At 63.1% G+C, this 15,868-nt stretch carries 13 protein-coding genes; 8 read left to right on the plus strand and 5 right to left on the minus strand.

Translation table 11 applies throughout. The annotated features are described in order from the left end of the window. The first annotated feature begins 167 nt into the window (after nt 1–167). The 5 genes from C4J84_RS00670 (at nt 168) to C4J84_RS00690 (ending at nt 6,399) form a co-directional block, all read left to right on the plus strand. A complete protein-coding gene (locus C4J84_RS00670) occupies nt 168–1,034 on the plus strand; it encodes a TauD/TfdA family dioxygenase (protein WP_124369118.1) in 867 nt (288 codons plus the stop codon). Between the two features lie 60 nt (nt 1,035–1,094). Then, nucleotides 1,095–2,015, plus strand: coding sequence for a LysR family transcriptional regulator (locus C4J84_RS00675; RefSeq protein ID WP_124369119.1), 921 nt, complete (start codon nt 1,095–1,097; stop codon nt 2,013–2,015). 335 nt (nt 2,016–2,350) lie between these two features. After that, complete coding sequence (locus C4J84_RS00680) at nt 2,351–3,886, plus strand: MFS transporter (RefSeq protein ID WP_124369120.1); 1,536 nt, start codon at nt 2,351–2,353, stop codon at nt 3,884–3,886. A gap of 15 nt (nt 3,887–3,901) precedes the next feature. Beyond that, nucleotides 3,902–4,960 (plus strand): HlyD family secretion protein, encoded by a 1,059-nt coding sequence (locus C4J84_RS00685; RefSeq protein WP_124365327.1) that lies wholly within the window; start codon nt 3,902–3,904, stop codon nt 4,958–4,960. Continuing rightward, nucleotides 4,957–6,399 (plus strand): efflux transporter outer membrane subunit, encoded by a 1,443-nt coding sequence (locus C4J84_RS00690; protein WP_124369121.1) that lies wholly within the window; start codon nt 4,957–4,959, stop codon nt 6,397–6,399. The genes C4J84_RS00685 and C4J84_RS00690 overlap by 4 nt, the downstream gene beginning before the upstream one ends. Nucleotides 6,400–6,524: 125 nt before the next feature. On the opposite strand, the gene C4J84_RS00695 is transcribed toward C4J84_RS00690, so the two are convergent. The 5 genes from C4J84_RS00695 to C4J84_RS00715 all read right to left on the minus strand — a co-directional run bounded on the left by C4J84_RS00695 (nt 6,525) and on the right by C4J84_RS00715 (nt 11,517). Continuing rightward, the gene (locus C4J84_RS00695) at nt 6,525–7,196 is read right to left on the minus strand and encodes a protein phosphatase 2C family protein (RefSeq protein ID WP_124369122.1); all 672 of its coding nucleotides are present in this window, start codon (nt 7,194–7,196) and stop codon (nt 6,525–6,527) included. Beyond that, the gene (locus tag C4J84_RS00700; protein WP_124372363.1) at nt 7,193–7,879 is read right to left on the minus strand and encodes a hypothetical protein; all 687 of its coding nucleotides are present in this window, start codon (nt 7,877–7,879) and stop codon (nt 7,193–7,195) included. Before C4J84_RS00700 ends, C4J84_RS00695 begins: the two co-directional genes overlap by 4 nt. 14 nt (nt 7,880–7,893) lie before the next feature. After that, on the minus strand, nt 7,894–8,583 hold the full coding sequence (locus tag C4J84_RS00705) for a hypothetical protein (protein ID WP_124372364.1): 690 nt from the start codon (nt 8,581–8,583) through the stop codon (nt 7,894–7,896). 70 nt (nt 8,584–8,653) lie between these two features. Beyond that, nucleotides 8,654–9,358, minus strand: coding sequence for a DUF3142 domain-containing protein (locus tag C4J84_RS00710; RefSeq protein ID WP_124369123.1), 705 nt, complete (start codon nt 9,356–9,358; stop codon nt 8,654–8,656). Continuing rightward, complete coding sequence (locus C4J84_RS00715) at nt 9,355–11,517, minus strand: outer membrane assembly lipoprotein YfiO (RefSeq protein ID WP_124369124.1); 2,163 nt, start codon at nt 11,515–11,517, stop codon at nt 9,355–9,357. Before C4J84_RS00715 ends, C4J84_RS00710 begins: the two co-directional genes overlap by 4 nt. A gap of 159 nt (nt 11,518–11,676) precedes the next feature. Between C4J84_RS00715 and C4J84_RS00720 the strand changes: the two genes are divergently transcribed. The 3 genes from C4J84_RS00720 to C4J84_RS00730 are packed head-to-tail and all read left to right on the plus strand — an operon-like array spanning nt 11,677 to nt 15,859. Further along, a complete protein-coding gene (locus tag C4J84_RS00720; RefSeq protein ID WP_124365333.1) occupies nt 11,677–12,447 on the plus strand; it encodes an efflux RND transporter periplasmic adaptor subunit in 771 nt (256 codons plus the stop codon). Next, the gene (locus C4J84_RS00725; protein WP_124369125.1) at nt 12,444–13,763 is read left to right on the plus strand and encodes an efflux RND transporter periplasmic adaptor subunit; all 1,320 of its coding nucleotides are present in this window, start codon (nt 12,444–12,446) and stop codon (nt 13,761–13,763) included. The genes C4J84_RS00720 and C4J84_RS00725 overlap by 4 nt, the downstream gene beginning before the upstream one ends. Next, nucleotides 13,763–15,859, plus strand: a complete 2,097-nt coding sequence (locus tag C4J84_RS00730) for an HlyD family efflux transporter periplasmic adaptor subunit (protein ID WP_124369126.1) — start codon at nt 13,763–13,765, stop codon at nt 15,857–15,859. The genes C4J84_RS00725 and C4J84_RS00730 overlap by 1 nt, the downstream gene beginning before the upstream one ends. Nucleotides 15,860–15,868: the final 9 nt, after the last annotated feature.

Genomic DNA, 15,868 nt, shown 5'->3' on the forward strand with positions numbered 1-15,868 from the left:
AAGCCCCCTCCCACATTTGAATGTATTCACAAATCAAGTGTGGGAGGGGGCTTGCCCCCGATGAGGCCATCAGCATCACCCAAAGCATATGGATATGCCCTAACAGTATTTAAACTTCCATTCTTAGACCTATAAATTCACTCCCCTGTCTGCCGGAAGTGAATCCAATGTCCACCATCTACCAAACCTTCGACATCCGCCCCTTCCCCGGCAGTGTCGGCGCCGAAGTCATCGGCCTGGATCTATCCCAACCCGTCAACGACCGGGAATTCGCCCGCATCCATCGCGCACACCTGGACCACCACGTCATCGTGTTCCGCGACCAACGCATCACCCCCGAACAACAGATCGCCTTCAGCCGCCGCTTTGGCGTGCTGCAAATCCATGTGCTCAAACAGTTCCTGCTGGCCAATCACCCGGAGATCCTGATCGTCTCCAACATCATCGAAAACGGCCAATCCATCGGCCTGGGCGACGCGGGCAAGTTCTGGCACTCGGACCTGTCGTACAAAGAGCTGCCCAGCCTGGGCTCGATGCTGCATGCCCAGGAACTGCCGTCCGAAGGCGGCGACACGCTGTTTGCTGACATGCACAAAGCCTGGGAGCAACTGCCCGAGCACCTGCGCAACGCCGTCGAAGGGCGCCGCGCCGCGCATTCCTATACCGCGCGTTACAGCGAGAGCAAATTCGAGGGCAACTGGCGTCCCACCCTGACCCCTGAACAGCTCGCCCAAGTGGCCGAAGTGGAGCACCCCATCGTGCGCACTCACCCTGAAAACGGCCGCAAGGCACTGTTCGTCAGCGAAGGCTTCACCACCCGCATCGTCGGCCTGCCAGAGGACGAAAGCCGCGACCTGCTGGCCCAGCTCTACGCCCACAGCGTGCTGCCGGCAAACATCTACCGGCACCAGTGGCAGCCCCATGACTTGGTGTTCTGGGACAACCGCTCGCTGATCCACCTGGCGGCCGGCTGCCCGAGCCATCTGCGCCGCAAGTTGTTCCGCACCACCATCCAGGGCGACGCGCCGTTCTGAATCGCAAAAGCCTGCTAGGATTGCGCCCAGTTCACTCCCCATCGAACACGAGTGCTTGGCATGCAACTACCCGACATGAACCTGCTGGTCGCGCTCGACGCCTTGCTCGATGAAGGCAGCGTGGTGGGCGCCGCGCGACGGATGAACCTGAGCCCGGCGGCCATGAGCCGTACCCTCACGCGTATCCGCGAGGCGGTGGGCGATCCGATCCTGGTGCGCGCCGGCCGCGGCCTGGTGCCGACGCCCAAGGCGCTTGAGCTGCAAGGCCAGGTGCGCAACGTGGTGGAGCAGGCGGCGTTGTTGTTTCGCTCGGCGGACCAGGTCGATTTGAGCACTTTGCGCCGCCGCTTCAGCGTGCGCGCCAATGACTTTTTCATCGGTGTGTATGGCGGTCGGCTGTTCGACACCCTGCAACGCGCGGCGCCGTTCTGCGAACTGCGCTTCGTGCCCGAAGGCGACACCGACGATGAAGCGCTGCGCGAAGGGCGGTTGGACCTGCGGGTGAGCAATACCATGCCGGCCGGGCCTGAAGTGAAGGTGCAGAACCTGTTCTCGACCACGTTTGTCGGCCTGGCCCGGGAAGATCACCCGCTGTTCGACGAAGAGATCACCGCCGCTCGGTTTGCCAGCTATTCCCACATCAGCATTTCGCGACGCGGCATCGCCCGTGGGCCTATCGATACCGCCTTGAATGCCCAGGGCCTGGAGCGTCACGTGGCAATGATCGCTCCCGGCTTTCACGGCGCGATGTTCATGCTGCCCGACTCCGACCTGCTGCTGCCGGTGCCCAAAGAAGCCCTCCTGAGCGCCCGGCGGCTGAAGCTGCCGCTGCGCTCGTTCGCCCTGCCGATTTCGCTGCCGACCCTGGTATTGGCGCAATCCTGGCACCCGCGTTTCGACAAAGACCCGGCGCACAAATGGCTGCGCGAGACCATGCGCGAGAGCTGCCACGCCACCTGGCTGGAAGCCCAGCCGGGCTGAAATCAAATGTGGGAGGGGGCAAGCCCTAATGCCAGTCAGTTAAGGCGACACCGAACCTGTGGCGAGGGAGCTTGCTCCCGCTGGACTGCGCAGCAGTCCCATTGTTTGGGGCCGCTTCGCGCCCCAGCGGGAGCAAGCTCCCTCGCCACAAGTTAGTTCTCGCTCCTGCTACTTCTTAACTGACCGGCATTAGGGCAAGCCCCCTCCCACATTAAAAGCCCTGCATTACCCGGTGGATTGCGCCTGGCGCACTTATAACCTGCCAACAAGTCACTTTTTGTCATGCATTTGCCTGATTAAACTACTCGGGTATTTCCATTCCGAGTTACCTGTCCATGACTTCCCTCGCTGCCCCCGCCTTCGAGGCCGCAGCCAAACCCACTGCGCCCAGCCCTCCGGTGTTCGGCCCGCGCATCATCATCGGCCTGGTCGGCGTGTTGCTGGCGGTGCTGGTGTCTGGCCTCAATGAGATGGTGGCCAAGGTCGCCCTCGCCGATATCCGGGGTGCGCTGTACATCGGCTTTGACGAAGGCACCTGGCTGGTCGCGGCGTACACCGCCACTTCCGTCGCAGCCATGGCATTCGCGCCGTGGTGCGCGGTAACGCTCTCCCTGCGCCGTTTCACCCTGGGCGCCATCGGCGTGTTCACGCTGCTCGGCATCCTGTGCCCGTTTGCACCGAACTACGAAAGCCTGTTGCTGCTGCGCACCGTGCAAGGCCTGGCCGGTGGCGCGTTGCCGCCGATGCTGATGACCGTGGCGCTGCGTTTCCTGCCCGCCAACGTCAAATTGTACGGGTTGGCCGGCTATGCACTGACCGCCACTTTCGGCCCGAGCCTGGGCACGCCATTGGCGGCGCTGTGGACCGAATACGTCGGCTGGCAATGGGCGTTCTGGCAGATCGTCGGGCCGTGCCTGTTGGCGATGGCCGCCGTGGCCTACGGCTTGCCGCAGGATCCGCTGCGCCTGGAACGCTTCAAACAGTTCAACTGGCGTGGTCTGCTGTTGGGTTTTCCGGCGATCTGCATGCTGGTGATCGGCCTGTTGCAAGGCAATCGCCTGGACTGGTTCGAGTCGGGCCTGATCACCTTTTTGCTCAGTGGCGGCGCGCTGCTGCTGGTGCTGTTCATGCTCAACGAATGGTCGCAGCCGCTGCCATTCTTCAAGCTGCAGATGCTCGGCCTGCGCAACTTGTCGTTCGCCTTGATCGTACTGGCCGGGGTGTTGATGGTGCTGACCTCGGTGATCATCATCCCCTCGAGTTTTCTCGCCCAGGTCCAGGGCTACCGGCCGCTGCAAACCGCGCCGGTGATGCTGCTGATGGCGCTGCCGCAGTTGATCGCGCTGCCGCTGGTGGCGGCGCTGTGCAATCTGCGCTGGATCGATTGCCGCTGGGTGCTGGGCATGGGGCTGGGCATGTTGGCGTTGTGCTGCATCGGCAGTTCGCACCTGACCTCGGCGTGGATCCGCGATGACTTTTATGGCTGGTACCTGCTGCAGATCTTTGGTCAACCGATGGCGGTTCTGCCGTTGCTGATGCTGTCCACCGGCAGCATTCAACCTATCGAAGGGCCGTTCGCCTCGGCGTGGTTCAACACCGTCAAGGGTCTGTCCGCCGTGATCGCCACGGCGGTGCTGGATACGCTGACCACCCAGCGCGGGCATTTCCACTCGACCATGCTGGTGGACCGCCTGGGCAACTCGCCCCTGGCCGACGGCGACGCGCCGGGCCTGGCGCACCGCCTGCACGAGCAGACCGTGGTGCTCACCTCTTCGGATCTGTATGTCGTCATGGCCGGTGTCGCGGTGGCGTTGATCCTGCTGATTTTCTGGATGCCCACGCGGATTTTTCCGCCTCGCGCACCGACCTGACCCCAAGGATTTCTCATGAAACGCAAAGACAAAATTGCCGTCTCCGTCATCGCCGTATTTGCCGTGGGCGTGCTGGTGTATCTGGTTGCGCCGGGCATCCTGGGCAGCCAGCGCCAGACCACCAACGACGCCTTCGTCGCCGCCGATTTCACCCTGGTTGCACCCCGCGTTGCCGGGTTCATCAAGGACGTGCTGGTGGAAGACAACCAGCGCGTCAAAGCCGGCCAACTGTTGGCGCTGATCGACGACCGTGACTTTCGCGCTGCCGCCCAGGCCGCCGACGCCGACACCCTGGTCGCCCAGGCCCAACTGAAAAACGCCACCGCGACCCTTGAACGCCAAAGCTCGGTGATCGCCCAGGCCCAAGCCACCGTGGCGGCCGATCGCGCCGAAGTGGCGTTTGCCGAACACGAACTGAACCGCTACAACCACCTCGCCGGCGTCGGCGCGGGCACCGTGCAGAACGCCCAGCAAGCCAAGACCCGCATCGACCAGGCCACTGCGCGCCTGGCCAAATCCACGGCGGTGCTGGCAGCCGAACGCAAGCAAGTGGAAATTCTCACCGCCCAGCGTGACGCTGCCGAAGGCGGTCTCAAGCGTGCACAGGCCGCGCTGGAAATGGCCAGTTATCAGCTGTCCTACACCCGCATCGTCGCGCCGGTGGACGGCATGGTCGGTGAGCGTGCGGTACGGGTGGGCGCCTATGTCACGCCGGGCAGCAAAATCCTTGCCGTGGTGCCGCTGGCCCAAGCCTATGTCGTGGCCAATTTCCAGGAGACGCAACTGTCGCACATGCAGGCCGGCCAGGCCGTGCAGGTGCGGGTCGACAGCCTCGATGGCGAGTTGCTCAACGGCCATCTGGAAAGCCTGGCGCCTGCCACGGGGGTGACCTTTGCCTCGGTCAAGCCGGACAATGCCACCGGTAACTTCACCAAGGTGGTGCAGCGTATTCCGGTGAAGATTGTGCTTGAGCCAAACCAACCGCTGACCGAACGCTTGCGCGTAGGGATGTCGGTGGAAGCCAGCGTCGACACCCACGCCGCCGCGCAACAACATGAGGTGGCCCAGCAATGAGACATCTCGCCTGGCTCACCCTGAGCCTGATCAGTTTGAGCGCTTGCACCGTCGGCCCGGATTTCCAGCGGCCGCAGGGTCCGTCTGTGGCCCAATGGACTGAGCCCCAGGGGCGTCAGGCGGCCAGTCGCGCCACCAGTGACCCGTTGCAAGAGCGCTGGTGGGACGTATTCCACGACGAGCAACTGTCGGCCCTCACACGCCGCGCCCTCAGCGATAACCTCGACCTGAAACTGGCCAGCAGCCGCCTGCAACAAAGTCGCGCCGTGCGCCAGGTAACCACCGCCGAGCGTTACCCCAACGTCGACGCGGGCGGCGCTTACCAGCGTAAGCGCAACAGTGGCAAAGGCTTGAACGACCCCTCCGGCGAGAACGGCCGCTCGGCGTTCAACCAATGGGACATGGGCTTTTCCGCCGCTTGGGAAGTGGACTTCTGGGGCCGGGTCAAGCGTGAGACCGAAGCCGCCGACGCCACCCTGGAAATCGCCGAAAACGACCGCCGCGCCGTGTTGCTGTCGGTGCTGGCCGAGACCGCCCAGGACTACATCCAACTGCGCGGCGTACAAAACACCCGCGCCGTCACCGAGCAGAACCTCGACGTCGCCCGCCACAGCCTCAAGCTTTCGCAACTGCGCCTGGCCGATGGCGTGGCGACCGACCTGGACGTGGCCGAAGCCGCCGCCCAGGTCGCCGCCATCGAAGCGCGCCTGCCGGATTTGCAGCAGCGCCAGGACCAGTTGATCAACGCCCTGAGCCTGCTGATGGGCGAGCCTCCGCAAGCCCTGCACGCGCAACTGTCCAAGGACGCCGCCGTGCCGCAGACCCAGCGCCAGGTCGCTATCGGCCTGCCGTCGGAACTGGCCGAGCGCCGCCCGGACATCCGTCAGGCCGAAGCCCGCTTGCACGCTGCCACCGCCAGCATCGGCGTGGCCAAGGGCGATTTCTACCCGCGCATCACCCTGTCCGGCAGCCTCGGCTCCCAGGCCATGCAGCTCTCGGATCTCGGCTCCTGGGGCTCACGCGCCTTTGCCTTCGGCCCGCAGTTCAGCCTGCCGCTGTTCAACGGCGGGCGCCTGCAAGGCATGGTGAATCTGCGCGAAGCCCAGCAACAGGAAGCGGCGCTGGCCTACCAGCAAACCGTGCTGCGCGCCTGGCATGAAATCGACGACCAGTTGACCCGCTACAACGCCAGCCAACTGCGCCGCGACAGCCTCGCCGAAGCCGTGCGCCAGAACCAGATCGCCCTGACCACCGCACAACACCAGTACGTCGAAGGCGTGGCGGATTTCGTCAACGTGCTCACCGTGCAAAGCGCGCTGCTGGCGACCCAGGAACAGTGGGTGGAAAGCTCTACCGGTGTGTCGCTGGCGATGGTGGGCTTGTACAAAGCGTTGGGTGGCGGCTGGGAGTCGGTGTATCCGTTGCACGCCGTTCACTGATGACTGTGGGAAGTCGGGTATACCAACAACACCTACGTCTCGCAGCGCACCAGTAATTTGGATTGCTACTACGACGAAGGGCGAAAGGCTGTGTCGAGCGTGACCTGCGACTGGTAATTACGTATTTACGTGCGCATTAACATGAACGTGACGTCGTCTTCGGCTATGCACCCGTCAAGGGTGCGTTCCATGATGGCCTTGAATTGGTCCTCGGCTGAGAGTTCGGCCCAGAATCCATCTGTCGCCATGATCCATAGGGTGTCTTGGGCAATCTGCACGGATTGAATGTGAGGCTCGTGGGCCCGCCGGTGGCTCATGCAGTTGAGCAGTGTTTTACGAGCTGGGGAGTTGGCGATGAATGAATGGCTCAGGTCGCCTTTCCAGTTTGGACCGCAGTGAGGTGAACTCACCCAGTTAAGGCATTGCGATTTCTCCAGATGACCCAGGCAGCAATCACCTGCGTGAATGGAGATAGCTGTGTGACCGACTACCAGCAATACAAGGTAGCTGGTGGACGCCAATGGAAAGTCTGGACAAATGTTTGAATGCACTTCGTCGAGGGAAGTAAGCACTAGCGTCAGGGCGTGTTCAGGACAAGACACCACAACGGGTTGCGCATGGCGAAAACACTCAAGCAGGTGGTGACTCAAAGCGCTTGCCAATTCGCCACTCTTTGGTTTTGAAGTGCCGTCGGCAATCACGTAGAGGTATGCGCCAGCATTGTGTGCCGAGCCGCTGACATCGCGGTTCTCTATCCTATCGGTTCCTTGTCGACTCAAGCTCAATTGCAGAATCAAGCGGTTGCTCCGAATCCAATCAACGCGGTCAGTCGTTCGTGAATCAACGCCGCACGAGCTGGATCCTGGGCGGTGCTTTGGATCACGTCCTCAAATGCGGGTAACGCAAGCAGTGCCGTAAATTGTTCGCTCACGAAATGCCGCAGTTCGTGAGGCGCTAGTTTCACTTCTTCGATGAGTTCTTCCCTGCCATCCAGCAGGGCGATGATGTCCTCAATGTCGTTGGACATCAGTACATCACCATGACCGCGCCCCTGATAAGCCTGCAATTTGGCTGCGAGGAACCAAGGTGCGGCGAACACTCTGATCCGCGTTCCGTTGGGCAGGGTGTAGCCAATCGCGCGTTCTAACCCGCCCACGAACCAAGTATTGGCGAAGCCTAGGACGCTCTCCTGCGTCGGCATGAAGTCGACTTTCAACTGGCCCAGTCGTAAACGGCAGGTTACCGAGTCTTGGCCAGTATTTTTGAAACCTCGAGGTTTGAGTTTTTCTTCCAGCCGATACCAATCAGCGGTGCCTGTCAGATGAATGACCAGGTCCACATCATCGGTACCGCGAATCGACTCCAATGTGTATTCATCAGTGATAAGCAAGACAGTGGTGCATCCACCGACAAAGGCAACTTGCTCGCATAACTCTTCGCCCAAGGCCTCGGCAACCTCCTCCAGCATTTGCAGCATCATTGTTCGGTTGGACGTCACAGTATCCACTCCCGCAGCATGGCGTCGGCGACTTTGGTCTCACGCGGTCCGCCGATGCGGATGGCATCAACGAGGGCCAGGAAATGGTAGAGAAGCTCGTCTTTCTTCACGGCGCCGGGAACGGTTTTGTACAACGGTGTAATTGCCTGCCCTTTGCTTTTTCCGTAGGCATCTGGCCAGACGGGAATAAGGTCGCCCCCGCTCATCACTTTGCCTGCCAATACCGGTGCGGCAAAGGCCGTTGGAATGCCTCGGACGATAGCGCCAAGCTTAACCGGAAAAATATAGCGAATGCTGTGCGTAACTAAATCGAGCAGCGCTGTGCTTCTTACCAGCGGGATTCCATCGATGTGCCTTGTATAAATCAAGCCGATTTCCCTGCAACGATTCAGGGAGGAAGACACTTCGGTTTTGCTCAGACCCAACGCTGAGGACAGAGCTCTCACAGAGTAGTTTTGTGAAGCGTGCTCTTCAGAATCCTCGTCTGCGTCATCCCACCCGCGCCAGTCATCCATTGTTGAAAGTTGTACGGTTTCGAAGTTTTCAATATAGGTCGGAAGACTTTGAAAACCGAGGGACGCGGTCTCTTTTTCAACAGAGAACACCCGTTTTTTTACGCGCTCCCCTTTGGCCTGTAGTTCGAGGCTGATCAGTTTGAACAGGACTACAATGTCTTGACTTTTCATATGGCCCCAAAAGTTATTGTCCTCTGTCCGCGGACAGAGGACACTTTCTTGCATAAAGCCAGCCTCCCTGTCAACGATTCTGCAAAAACACCACATACCCCCGAAACCACTCACTCCCCTGTAAATACTCCGGCGCTTGCCAGTCCCCGCCCTGAATCAGGCCGACCTTGAACGGCACGCCCAGCCGGTTCATGCGGGGCAAATACGCGGCGTAGTCGGGGATGCTGTGCCGCCCTTGATAGGTCTGTACCACCACTTCATCCACCACGCCCTTGAGCTGGGCGATGGCGGCGGGGTCGGCGTTGCTGCTCCAGTCCATCAGGCCGGTGATGCTCAAGCGCAGGTCGGCCGGCAGGCGTTGGCGCAGGTCGCGCAGGAAGGCCGCGTATTCGTGCAGGTACTGGGTACGGGCGTCGAAGTCGATCTGGATGCCGACCACCGGGTTGCCCGCCTCGCGCCAGCGTTGCACCTGGCCAAGCAGTTGGGTGTAGACCTGCTTCGGCCATCGCAGAGTATGGGCGCGGTAGACCACCCAGATGTCGCCCTGGGTAATGCGCGGCACGTTCATGCCCTGGGCGATCAGTTGCACACCGCGTTGCGGCGCGCGGCGGGTGGAGTTGATCTGGCCCTGCAGGATGTACAGGGTCTTGGCCTGCTTGAGCACCGGCTGGGGCGCGACGCCGCTCCACAGCCAGAAGGCGTCGTAGTCACGGGCGTCTACGGCGCCGAAGGCTGGGCTTGCCAGCAACAGCAGGCCCAGCCACAGGGTTTTCACCAGTAGTACTGCAGCGATTTGCCCCACTGGGTGTCGGCGAAACCGCTCTTGAGCTGGCGGAACCAGCCTTTGCGCACGCCCGGCGCCACGTCTTCGCCGCCGCAGCTGTTGTAGCCGGCCGGCGCGTAGCAATTGATCGCGCGAAACAGTGCGTAGGCCCGGTCGGTTTTGGGCGCCTTGGCATTGGCGATCACCTGCTGGTAGCCGTCCAGGCGCGAGAAGGTTTCACCTTTGAACTTCGAGGCGGTGCTGCCAAGGCTGCCGGTGGCGCGGGCTTGCTCCAGCGGCATGCCGTCCAGGCCATTGCGCAGGATAAATTCCCCCAGGCAGTTGAGGGCTTGCGGGTTTTTTGCGTCGCTTTGCAAGGTCGCGGCGGTTTGCGCGACGCTCGGGCAGGCATAGCCGGATTCGGCCTTGTCACCGTTCCACTGGAACAGCTTCAGGCTTTGCCCGCCGCTGTAGGTGTAACCCAGGCTGGTGCCGAGTTTGTCGTCAGACAGCGAGGCCTGCTTGAGGTCGTCGGCGAAGGTCGCGAACTGGCGGTGCAGCAGGTCTTTGTAGAGCAGCACGAATTGGGCGGTCTGGCGTTCAGTGGGGTCGTTGGCCTTGGCGATCTGCTGGCGCAACAGGTCGGGACCGGCCACGTTGCGCAGCAGGATGTAGCGCACCTGCCTGGCACTGATCGGCGAGTCGGCGGCGAACACCTTGGCCAGTTGGCCGCTGCGCTCGTAGTTCATCGCCAGCGCCAGCTCCAATTGGTCGCGTTGCAGCGGTTGCTTGGCCAGCGGCAGCAGTTGCAGCCACAGCGTTTCGGCGCCTTTCCAGTCTTGCTTGGCTTCCAGGGCCAGGGCGCGCAGGGTCTGCTGGCTGAAGGCGAAGTAATCCAGGTTTGGCGGCAGGCCCGTCGGCAGGTGCTTCAGGGCCGTGTCGGGTTGATGCTCGACATACAGGGCATACGCCGCTTGCAGGTAGTCGAACAAGGCCGGCTCGTTGGCGAAGGTGCTCTTTTGCTTGTCGAGGGCTTCGCGACTCAACAGGGGCGGGGTATGGGCACGCATGGCCATCAGGTCGCTGACCAGTTGCAGCATCGGGCTGTTGGCCGCCTGGTTGCTGGCCATCAGCAATTTGAGGTCGGCTTCTTCCACCAACGCGTCCACGCTCACATTGCGCTGGGCGTCGCTGGCTTCGGTGAATTGCCAGGTGAAGTCTGCGGCGAGCTTGGTCTCGTCATTCGCCAGCCAATGCACCCGGCGCAGCAGGCCACGGGCGGACGCGACGTAAGCGCCCTGCGGGTAGGTTTTCAGGTAGCCGAGAAAGCCTTCTTCGGCGTCGCTCAACGCGGCCTTGTCCACATGCTCGCGCTGGGGCACACCGTATTCGTCGAAGGCTTCGGCCTGGGCTTGGTTCAGCGAGGTGCGCGCGGCCATGTACAGCGCGGTTTCCTTCAGCCAGGGCACATCGCTGGTAGCGGCGGCGGCGAAACCGCGCTCGGCGTTACCGAAGCGGCCGCTGTAGAAGTCAGCGGCGGCCTGCAGATAAGTGCGAAACAGTTGGGCGCTGGCCGAAGGGGTCAGCTGCGCATCCACCACCTGGCCGTCCCAGTCACAGGTGGTCAGCAGCTGCAGACGTGCTTTCACCAGCAGGTCGCGCTCGGCGGGCGGCATATCGGCCTTGATCACCTGGCTGATAAACGCGGTGGCGCTGTCATCAGCGTTGCTGCGGCAGCGGCTGCCTTCGCCATCGAGAAATGCTTCGCCTGCAGTCTTGTACTCCTCACGCTTGATGCCCAGCGGCGCGAGCAGGGTGTCGAGCTCGGCGGTGCGCGAATCGTCCGCTTGGTTATCGGGTTCGTCCTCTGCGGCCGGAACCGGCACCAGGCGATACACCGGAAACGGCACCGGGCCGAAACCCTGGGCCAGGTCGTCTTCGCTCAGGGCATTCGGCGCCAGGGGTGCGGCCTTTTTGTCGGCCAGCAACAGGCGCAGGTTTACCCGGCTATCGTTGCCTGGGCTGAGAAAGGGTTGGTTGCTGCAGGGTTCGAGACTGTCACGCGACACCCGCCAGTCGGGGTAGCACGAGTCGTCGGAACTGGCCTGGGCCGTCAGGGGAATACCGGCCAGCAGGGCCAGTGCCAGAGGTGACAAAAAACCGATGCGCATGACGTGTCCTTGATCCTGGGTCCTTGGAGGACGGCAATCATAGCGTGATCCGACGCCAGCTTCGGTGAACGCTCACACAAATCACGGATTTGTCCGATTGAGGGTAGTGGCGTTTTAACCTTGCTGACATAGACTGCGTTCTTCATCAGGGAGGATCGTATGAAGCTATTGCGGCTATGGCTGTTGAGTGTTGCCTGCGTGATCGGCGTGGCGCCTGTCGCCATGGCGGACGACCCCTTGCTGGATCACCCGCCGGCGGCTGCGGCCGGCACTGATGAGGCGCGCGGCGTGTTACGGGCCCGCGACCAGGCGATGCTGGCCAGCGAGTTGTCGGGGCGCATCGTCGAACTGCCGTTCAGTGAGGGCGAGTCGTTCAAGAAGGGCGACACCCTGGCGCGTTTCGATTGCTCGGCCTACCAGGCGCAACTGAATGCCGCCCAGGCTGCCAGCCGTGGCGCCGGTGAAGAGCTGGCCCACAACAAACAGCTGGCGGCGCTCAATTCAGTCGGGCGCTTTGAAGTGGCCCGCGCCGAAGCCAAACTCAGCGAAACCCAGGCCCAGTCCCAGGTCTATCAGGTGCAGGTCAAGCGTTGCAGCGTGCTGGCGCCGTATGACGGCCAGGTGGTGCAACGCAAGGTGCAACGCTATGAAAGCGTGTCGGCCGGGGCGCCGATGCTGGAAATCGTCGACAACCGCAGCCTGGAAATCCACCTGCTGGTGCCGTCACGCTGGATGGACAAGCTCAAGCCCGGCCAGACCTTCACCTTTACCCCCGATGAAACCGGCCAGGCGTTCAGCGCCACGGTCAAACGACTCGGCGCGCGCATTGACGAGGGCAGCCAGACGCTGCTGCTGGTCGCCACTTTACCCAACGCCGCCGGGTTGATGGCAGGCATGAGTGGCACCGCACACTTTGCGCAATTGCAATGAACGCCCCGATGCCGGGCAACAGCGAGCGGGTGTTTGCGCAGTTTCTGGACCTGGAACGCCAGACCCGCGCCGCGCGCACCACCGAGCAACTGGCCTACAGCCTGGTCAATGACAGCCAGCCGCTGTTTGGCTATCGGCATGCCGCACTGTTGATCGCCGGCAAGGTGCAGGCGGTGACAGCCGTGAGTAACGTCGACCCGAATGCGCCGTTCGTGGCCTTTGTCGAGCAGGCGGTGGCGCAGTTGCACAAGCAGGCGCTGGCCCAGACCGCACGCGTAGTGCCGGCGGAGCAGTTGAGCGAGGCGGTGCGGGCGGATTGGCAAAGTCTGTCTGCCGGCCAGGTGTTCTGGTTGCCGTTGATCGACCCCCAGGGCCGAGTGTTCGGTGGCCTGTGGCTGGCGCGAGATACCCCGTGGAATCCGGCCGAGCAAGTGTTGCTGGCGCAATTGGGCGACACCTGCAGCCATGCCTGGCATGCGCTGCAGCCGCAGCGGCCGTGGCGGTTGCGCCTGACCCGCAAACGCCGGCTGATGGTGGTGGTCGCCTTGTTGCTGTTGCTGCTGATTCCGGTGCGCCAATCCGTGCTGGCGCCCGCCGAGGTGGTGCCGCTGGCCGGGCAGGTGGTGGCGGCGCCGCTGGATGGGGTGATTGCACAGTTTTTGGTCAAGCCCAACCAGGCGGTAAAAACCGGTGACCTGTTGCTGCGTTTCGAAAGCACCACTCTCACGGCCCAGGCCGACGTGTCGGCGCGTGCCCTGGGCGTGGCCGAGGCCGAGTTGAAGGCCAGCGCGCAGCGAGCTTTTGCCGATGCCGAATCGAATTCGCGTATCGACCTGCTGGCGGCCCGGGTCGAGCAAAAACGCGCCGAACGCGATTACGCCCGCGAACTGCTCAAGCGCAGCGAAGTGCGCGCCGAGCGCGACGGTATCGCCGTCTTCGCCGACGCTGAGCGCTGGACCGGCAAGCCCGTGCAAACTGGCGAGCGCCTGTTGCAGATTGCCGACCCCGACCAGGCCGAGTTGCGCATTGAGCTGGCGGTAGGCGATGCGATCGCCCTGGAACCGAACGCCCAGGTAGCGCTGTTCCTCGACAGCGACCCTTTGCATCGCCACCTGGCGACCTTGCAACGGGCAGCCTATGAAGCGCAGCCCACACCGGGTGGCCAACTGGCCTATCGCCTGGATGCGCAATTCGACGAAGCACCGCCGCGTATCGGCCTGCGCGGCACGGCGAAGCTGTTTGGCGAGCGCGCGCCGCTGGCGCTGTACCTGTTGCGGCGGCCGCTGGCAGGCCTGCGCCAGAGCGTGGGCCTCTGATGGACTTGCCCAAACTGCGTGAAGACCTGCAACTGTCCAGCGCCGGCGCGGCCCTGGACGGCTCGCCGCGCTGGACCCTGGCCGACCCGGTGCGCGGGCGCTATTTCAAACTGGGCGCCACCGCCATTCGCTTGCTGCGCCACTGGTCCCTGGGGGACCCGGAAAAAGTCCTGCAGGCCGCCAACCGCGAGCCGGGCCTGGCGTTGGGCGGCAGTGAAGTGGATGAGCTGCTGGGTTTTCTGCGCGCCCACGACCTGATCGCCGCCCTCGACCCGCAGCAGCGCGCCAGTTACCTCTACAAATCTGCCGCGCGTAAACAAAGCCTGTGGCAGGTGCTGCTGCATCAATACCTGTTTTTCCGGATTCCGCTGTGGCGACCGGATGCGTTTCTCAACCGTGCCTGGCCGCTGCTGGCGCGCTTTGGCCCTGGGCTGTTGCGCTACGGCTTGCCGATCATTTTGGCGCTTGGGGTGTTTCTGGTCGCGCGCGACTGGCAGCGCTTTGTGGCGACGTTTCCGCATCTGTTCAGCCTGGGCGGCGCCCTGGCGTTTGGCGTGGCGCTGTTCTTTGCCAAGCTGTGCCATGAATTCGGCCATGCCTTTATGGCCAAGCGCGCCGGGTGCAGGGTGCAGAGCATGGGCGTGGCATTCATGGTGTTGCTGCCGATGTTCTACACCGACGTAAGCGACGCCTGGCGGGTCAATGATCGTCGTGCGCGCTTGATGATCGGGGCAGGTGGGGTCATGGCCGAGTTGTTGCTGGCGTGCATCGCCCTGCTGGCCTGGTCGCTGCTGCCGGACGGCCCGGCGCGCACGGCAGCGTTCATGCTGGCAAGCGCCACCTGGCTGACCACCCTGGCGATCAACCTCAACCCGTTCATGCGCTTCGATGGTTACTTTCTGATCAGCGATTGGTGGGAGGTGGATAACCTGCAAGGTCGCGCCTTTGCGCTGTGTCGCTGGCGCTTGCGCGAGCTGCTGTTCGGGTATGGCGAACCGGCACCGGAGCCGTGGTCGCCGAATTTGCAACGCCGGCTATTGTGGTGGGGCTACCTGGCGTGGCTGTGGCGCGCGGCGCTGTTTTTAGGGATCGCCCTGGCGGTGTATCACCTGTTTTTCAAGCTGCTGGGGATCGTCCTGATGGGCGTGGAACTGGTGTGGTTTATCGGCCTGCCGATCTTCAAGGAGTGGCGCCAATGGTGGAGCCGACGCAGCCAGGCCCATGCGCCGCGAGTCATGCTCAGCAGCCTGGGCCTGGTGCTGTTGGTGCTCGCGCTGGTGGTGCCCTGGCGCAGCGCGGTGGAGCTGCCGACCATGCTCGAAGCCGGGCGCGCCAGTGCGCTGCATGCGCCGGTGGCGGCGCGGGTCAAGCACTTGCGGGTGGTGGACGGGCAAGTGGTGACCCAGGGCCAGGTGCTGATGGAGCTGGAATCACCGGACCTGGACGCCCGGCAAAGCATCGTGCGCCGCGAAGTGGAGATTTTGCAGTTGCAGATGCGCCGCCAGGCCGGGCGCAGTGAAACGGCAGTGGACGCCGGCATCAATGATCAGCGCCTGTCCCAGGCCCTCGCCGAATACCGTGGCCTGGCCGCCCAGCGCGAACGCCTGCTGCTGCGCGCGCCTCACGCCGGCACGGTGCGCGATGTGCTGCCGCAATTGAGCGTGGGGCGCTGGCTGTCGCCCAGGGATTCGCTGGCGCGGGTGGTGGAAGAAGGCGCCCGCCTGCGCGGTTACATCGCCGAGGCCGAGCTGTGGCGGGTGGCGCCGGGGGCAACCGGACGGTTTATCGCCGATGACCCGATGCACGCGGCCATCCCGGTGGAATTGACCGATATCGACGCCAACGGTGTGGCCTACCTGGACCAGGAGGCGCTGACCTCAGACCACCACGGGCCGATTGCCGTGCGCCGCGATGAAAACCAGCGCCCGGAGCCGGTGCAGGCGCAATACGGCGCACGCTTGAAAAGTCTGCAAGCGATTGCAACGCCCCGTCAGCCGTTGCGCGGCGTGGTGGTGCTGCAGGGGCGCAGTGAGTCGGTGCTGGGCGTGGCCTGGCGACGGGCGGCGGCGTTGGGTGTACGGGAAAGCGGGTTCTAGGAGTTGAAC

Origin of the sequence: Pseudomonas sp. R11-23-07, from assembly GCF_003852295.1 — a bacterium.
Lineage (GTDB): Bacteria > Pseudomonadota > Gammaproteobacteria > Pseudomonadales > Pseudomonadaceae > Aquipseudomonas.

What these genes read in the sequence shown, in the direction of transcription:
- C4J84_RS00670 (WP_124369118.1), top strand. Translation starts at nt 168, where the DNA reads ATGTCCACCATCTACCAAACCTTCGACATCCGCCCCTTCCCCGGCAGT.
- C4J84_RS00730 (WP_124369126.1), top strand. Translation starts at nt 13,763, where the DNA reads ATGGACTTGCCCAAACTGCGTGAAGACCTGCAACTGTCCAGCGCCGGC.
- C4J84_RS00685 (WP_124365327.1), top strand. Translation starts at nt 3,902, where the DNA reads ATGAAACGCAAAGACAAAATTGCCGTCTCCGTCATCGCCGTATTTGCC.
- C4J84_RS00680 (WP_124369120.1), top strand. Translation starts at nt 2,351, where the DNA reads ATGACTTCCCTCGCTGCCCCCGCCTTCGAGGCCGCAGCCAAACCCACT.
- C4J84_RS00705 (WP_124372364.1), bottom strand. Translation starts at nt 8,583, where the DNA reads ATGAAAAGTCAAGACATTGTAGTCCTGTTCAAACTGATCAGCCTCGAA.
- C4J84_RS00700 (WP_124372363.1), bottom strand. Translation starts at nt 7,879, where the DNA reads ATGATGCTGCAAATGCTGGAGGAGGTTGCCGAGGCCTTGGGCGAAGAG.
- C4J84_RS00690 (WP_124369121.1), top strand. Translation starts at nt 4,957, where the DNA reads ATGAGACATCTCGCCTGGCTCACCCTGAGCCTGATCAGTTTGAGCGCT.
- C4J84_RS00720 (WP_124365333.1), top strand. Translation starts at nt 11,677, where the DNA reads ATGAAGCTATTGCGGCTATGGCTGTTGAGTGTTGCCTGCGTGATCGGC.
- C4J84_RS00725 (WP_124369125.1), top strand. Translation starts at nt 12,444, where the DNA reads ATGAACGCCCCGATGCCGGGCAACAGCGAGCGGGTGTTTGCGCAGTTT.
- C4J84_RS00675 (WP_124369119.1), top strand. Translation starts at nt 1,095, where the DNA reads ATGCAACTACCCGACATGAACCTGCTGGTCGCGCTCGACGCCTTGCTC.
- C4J84_RS00715 (WP_124369124.1), bottom strand. Translation starts at nt 11,517, where the DNA reads ATGCGCATCGGTTTTTTGTCACCTCTGGCACTGGCCCTGCTGGCCGGT.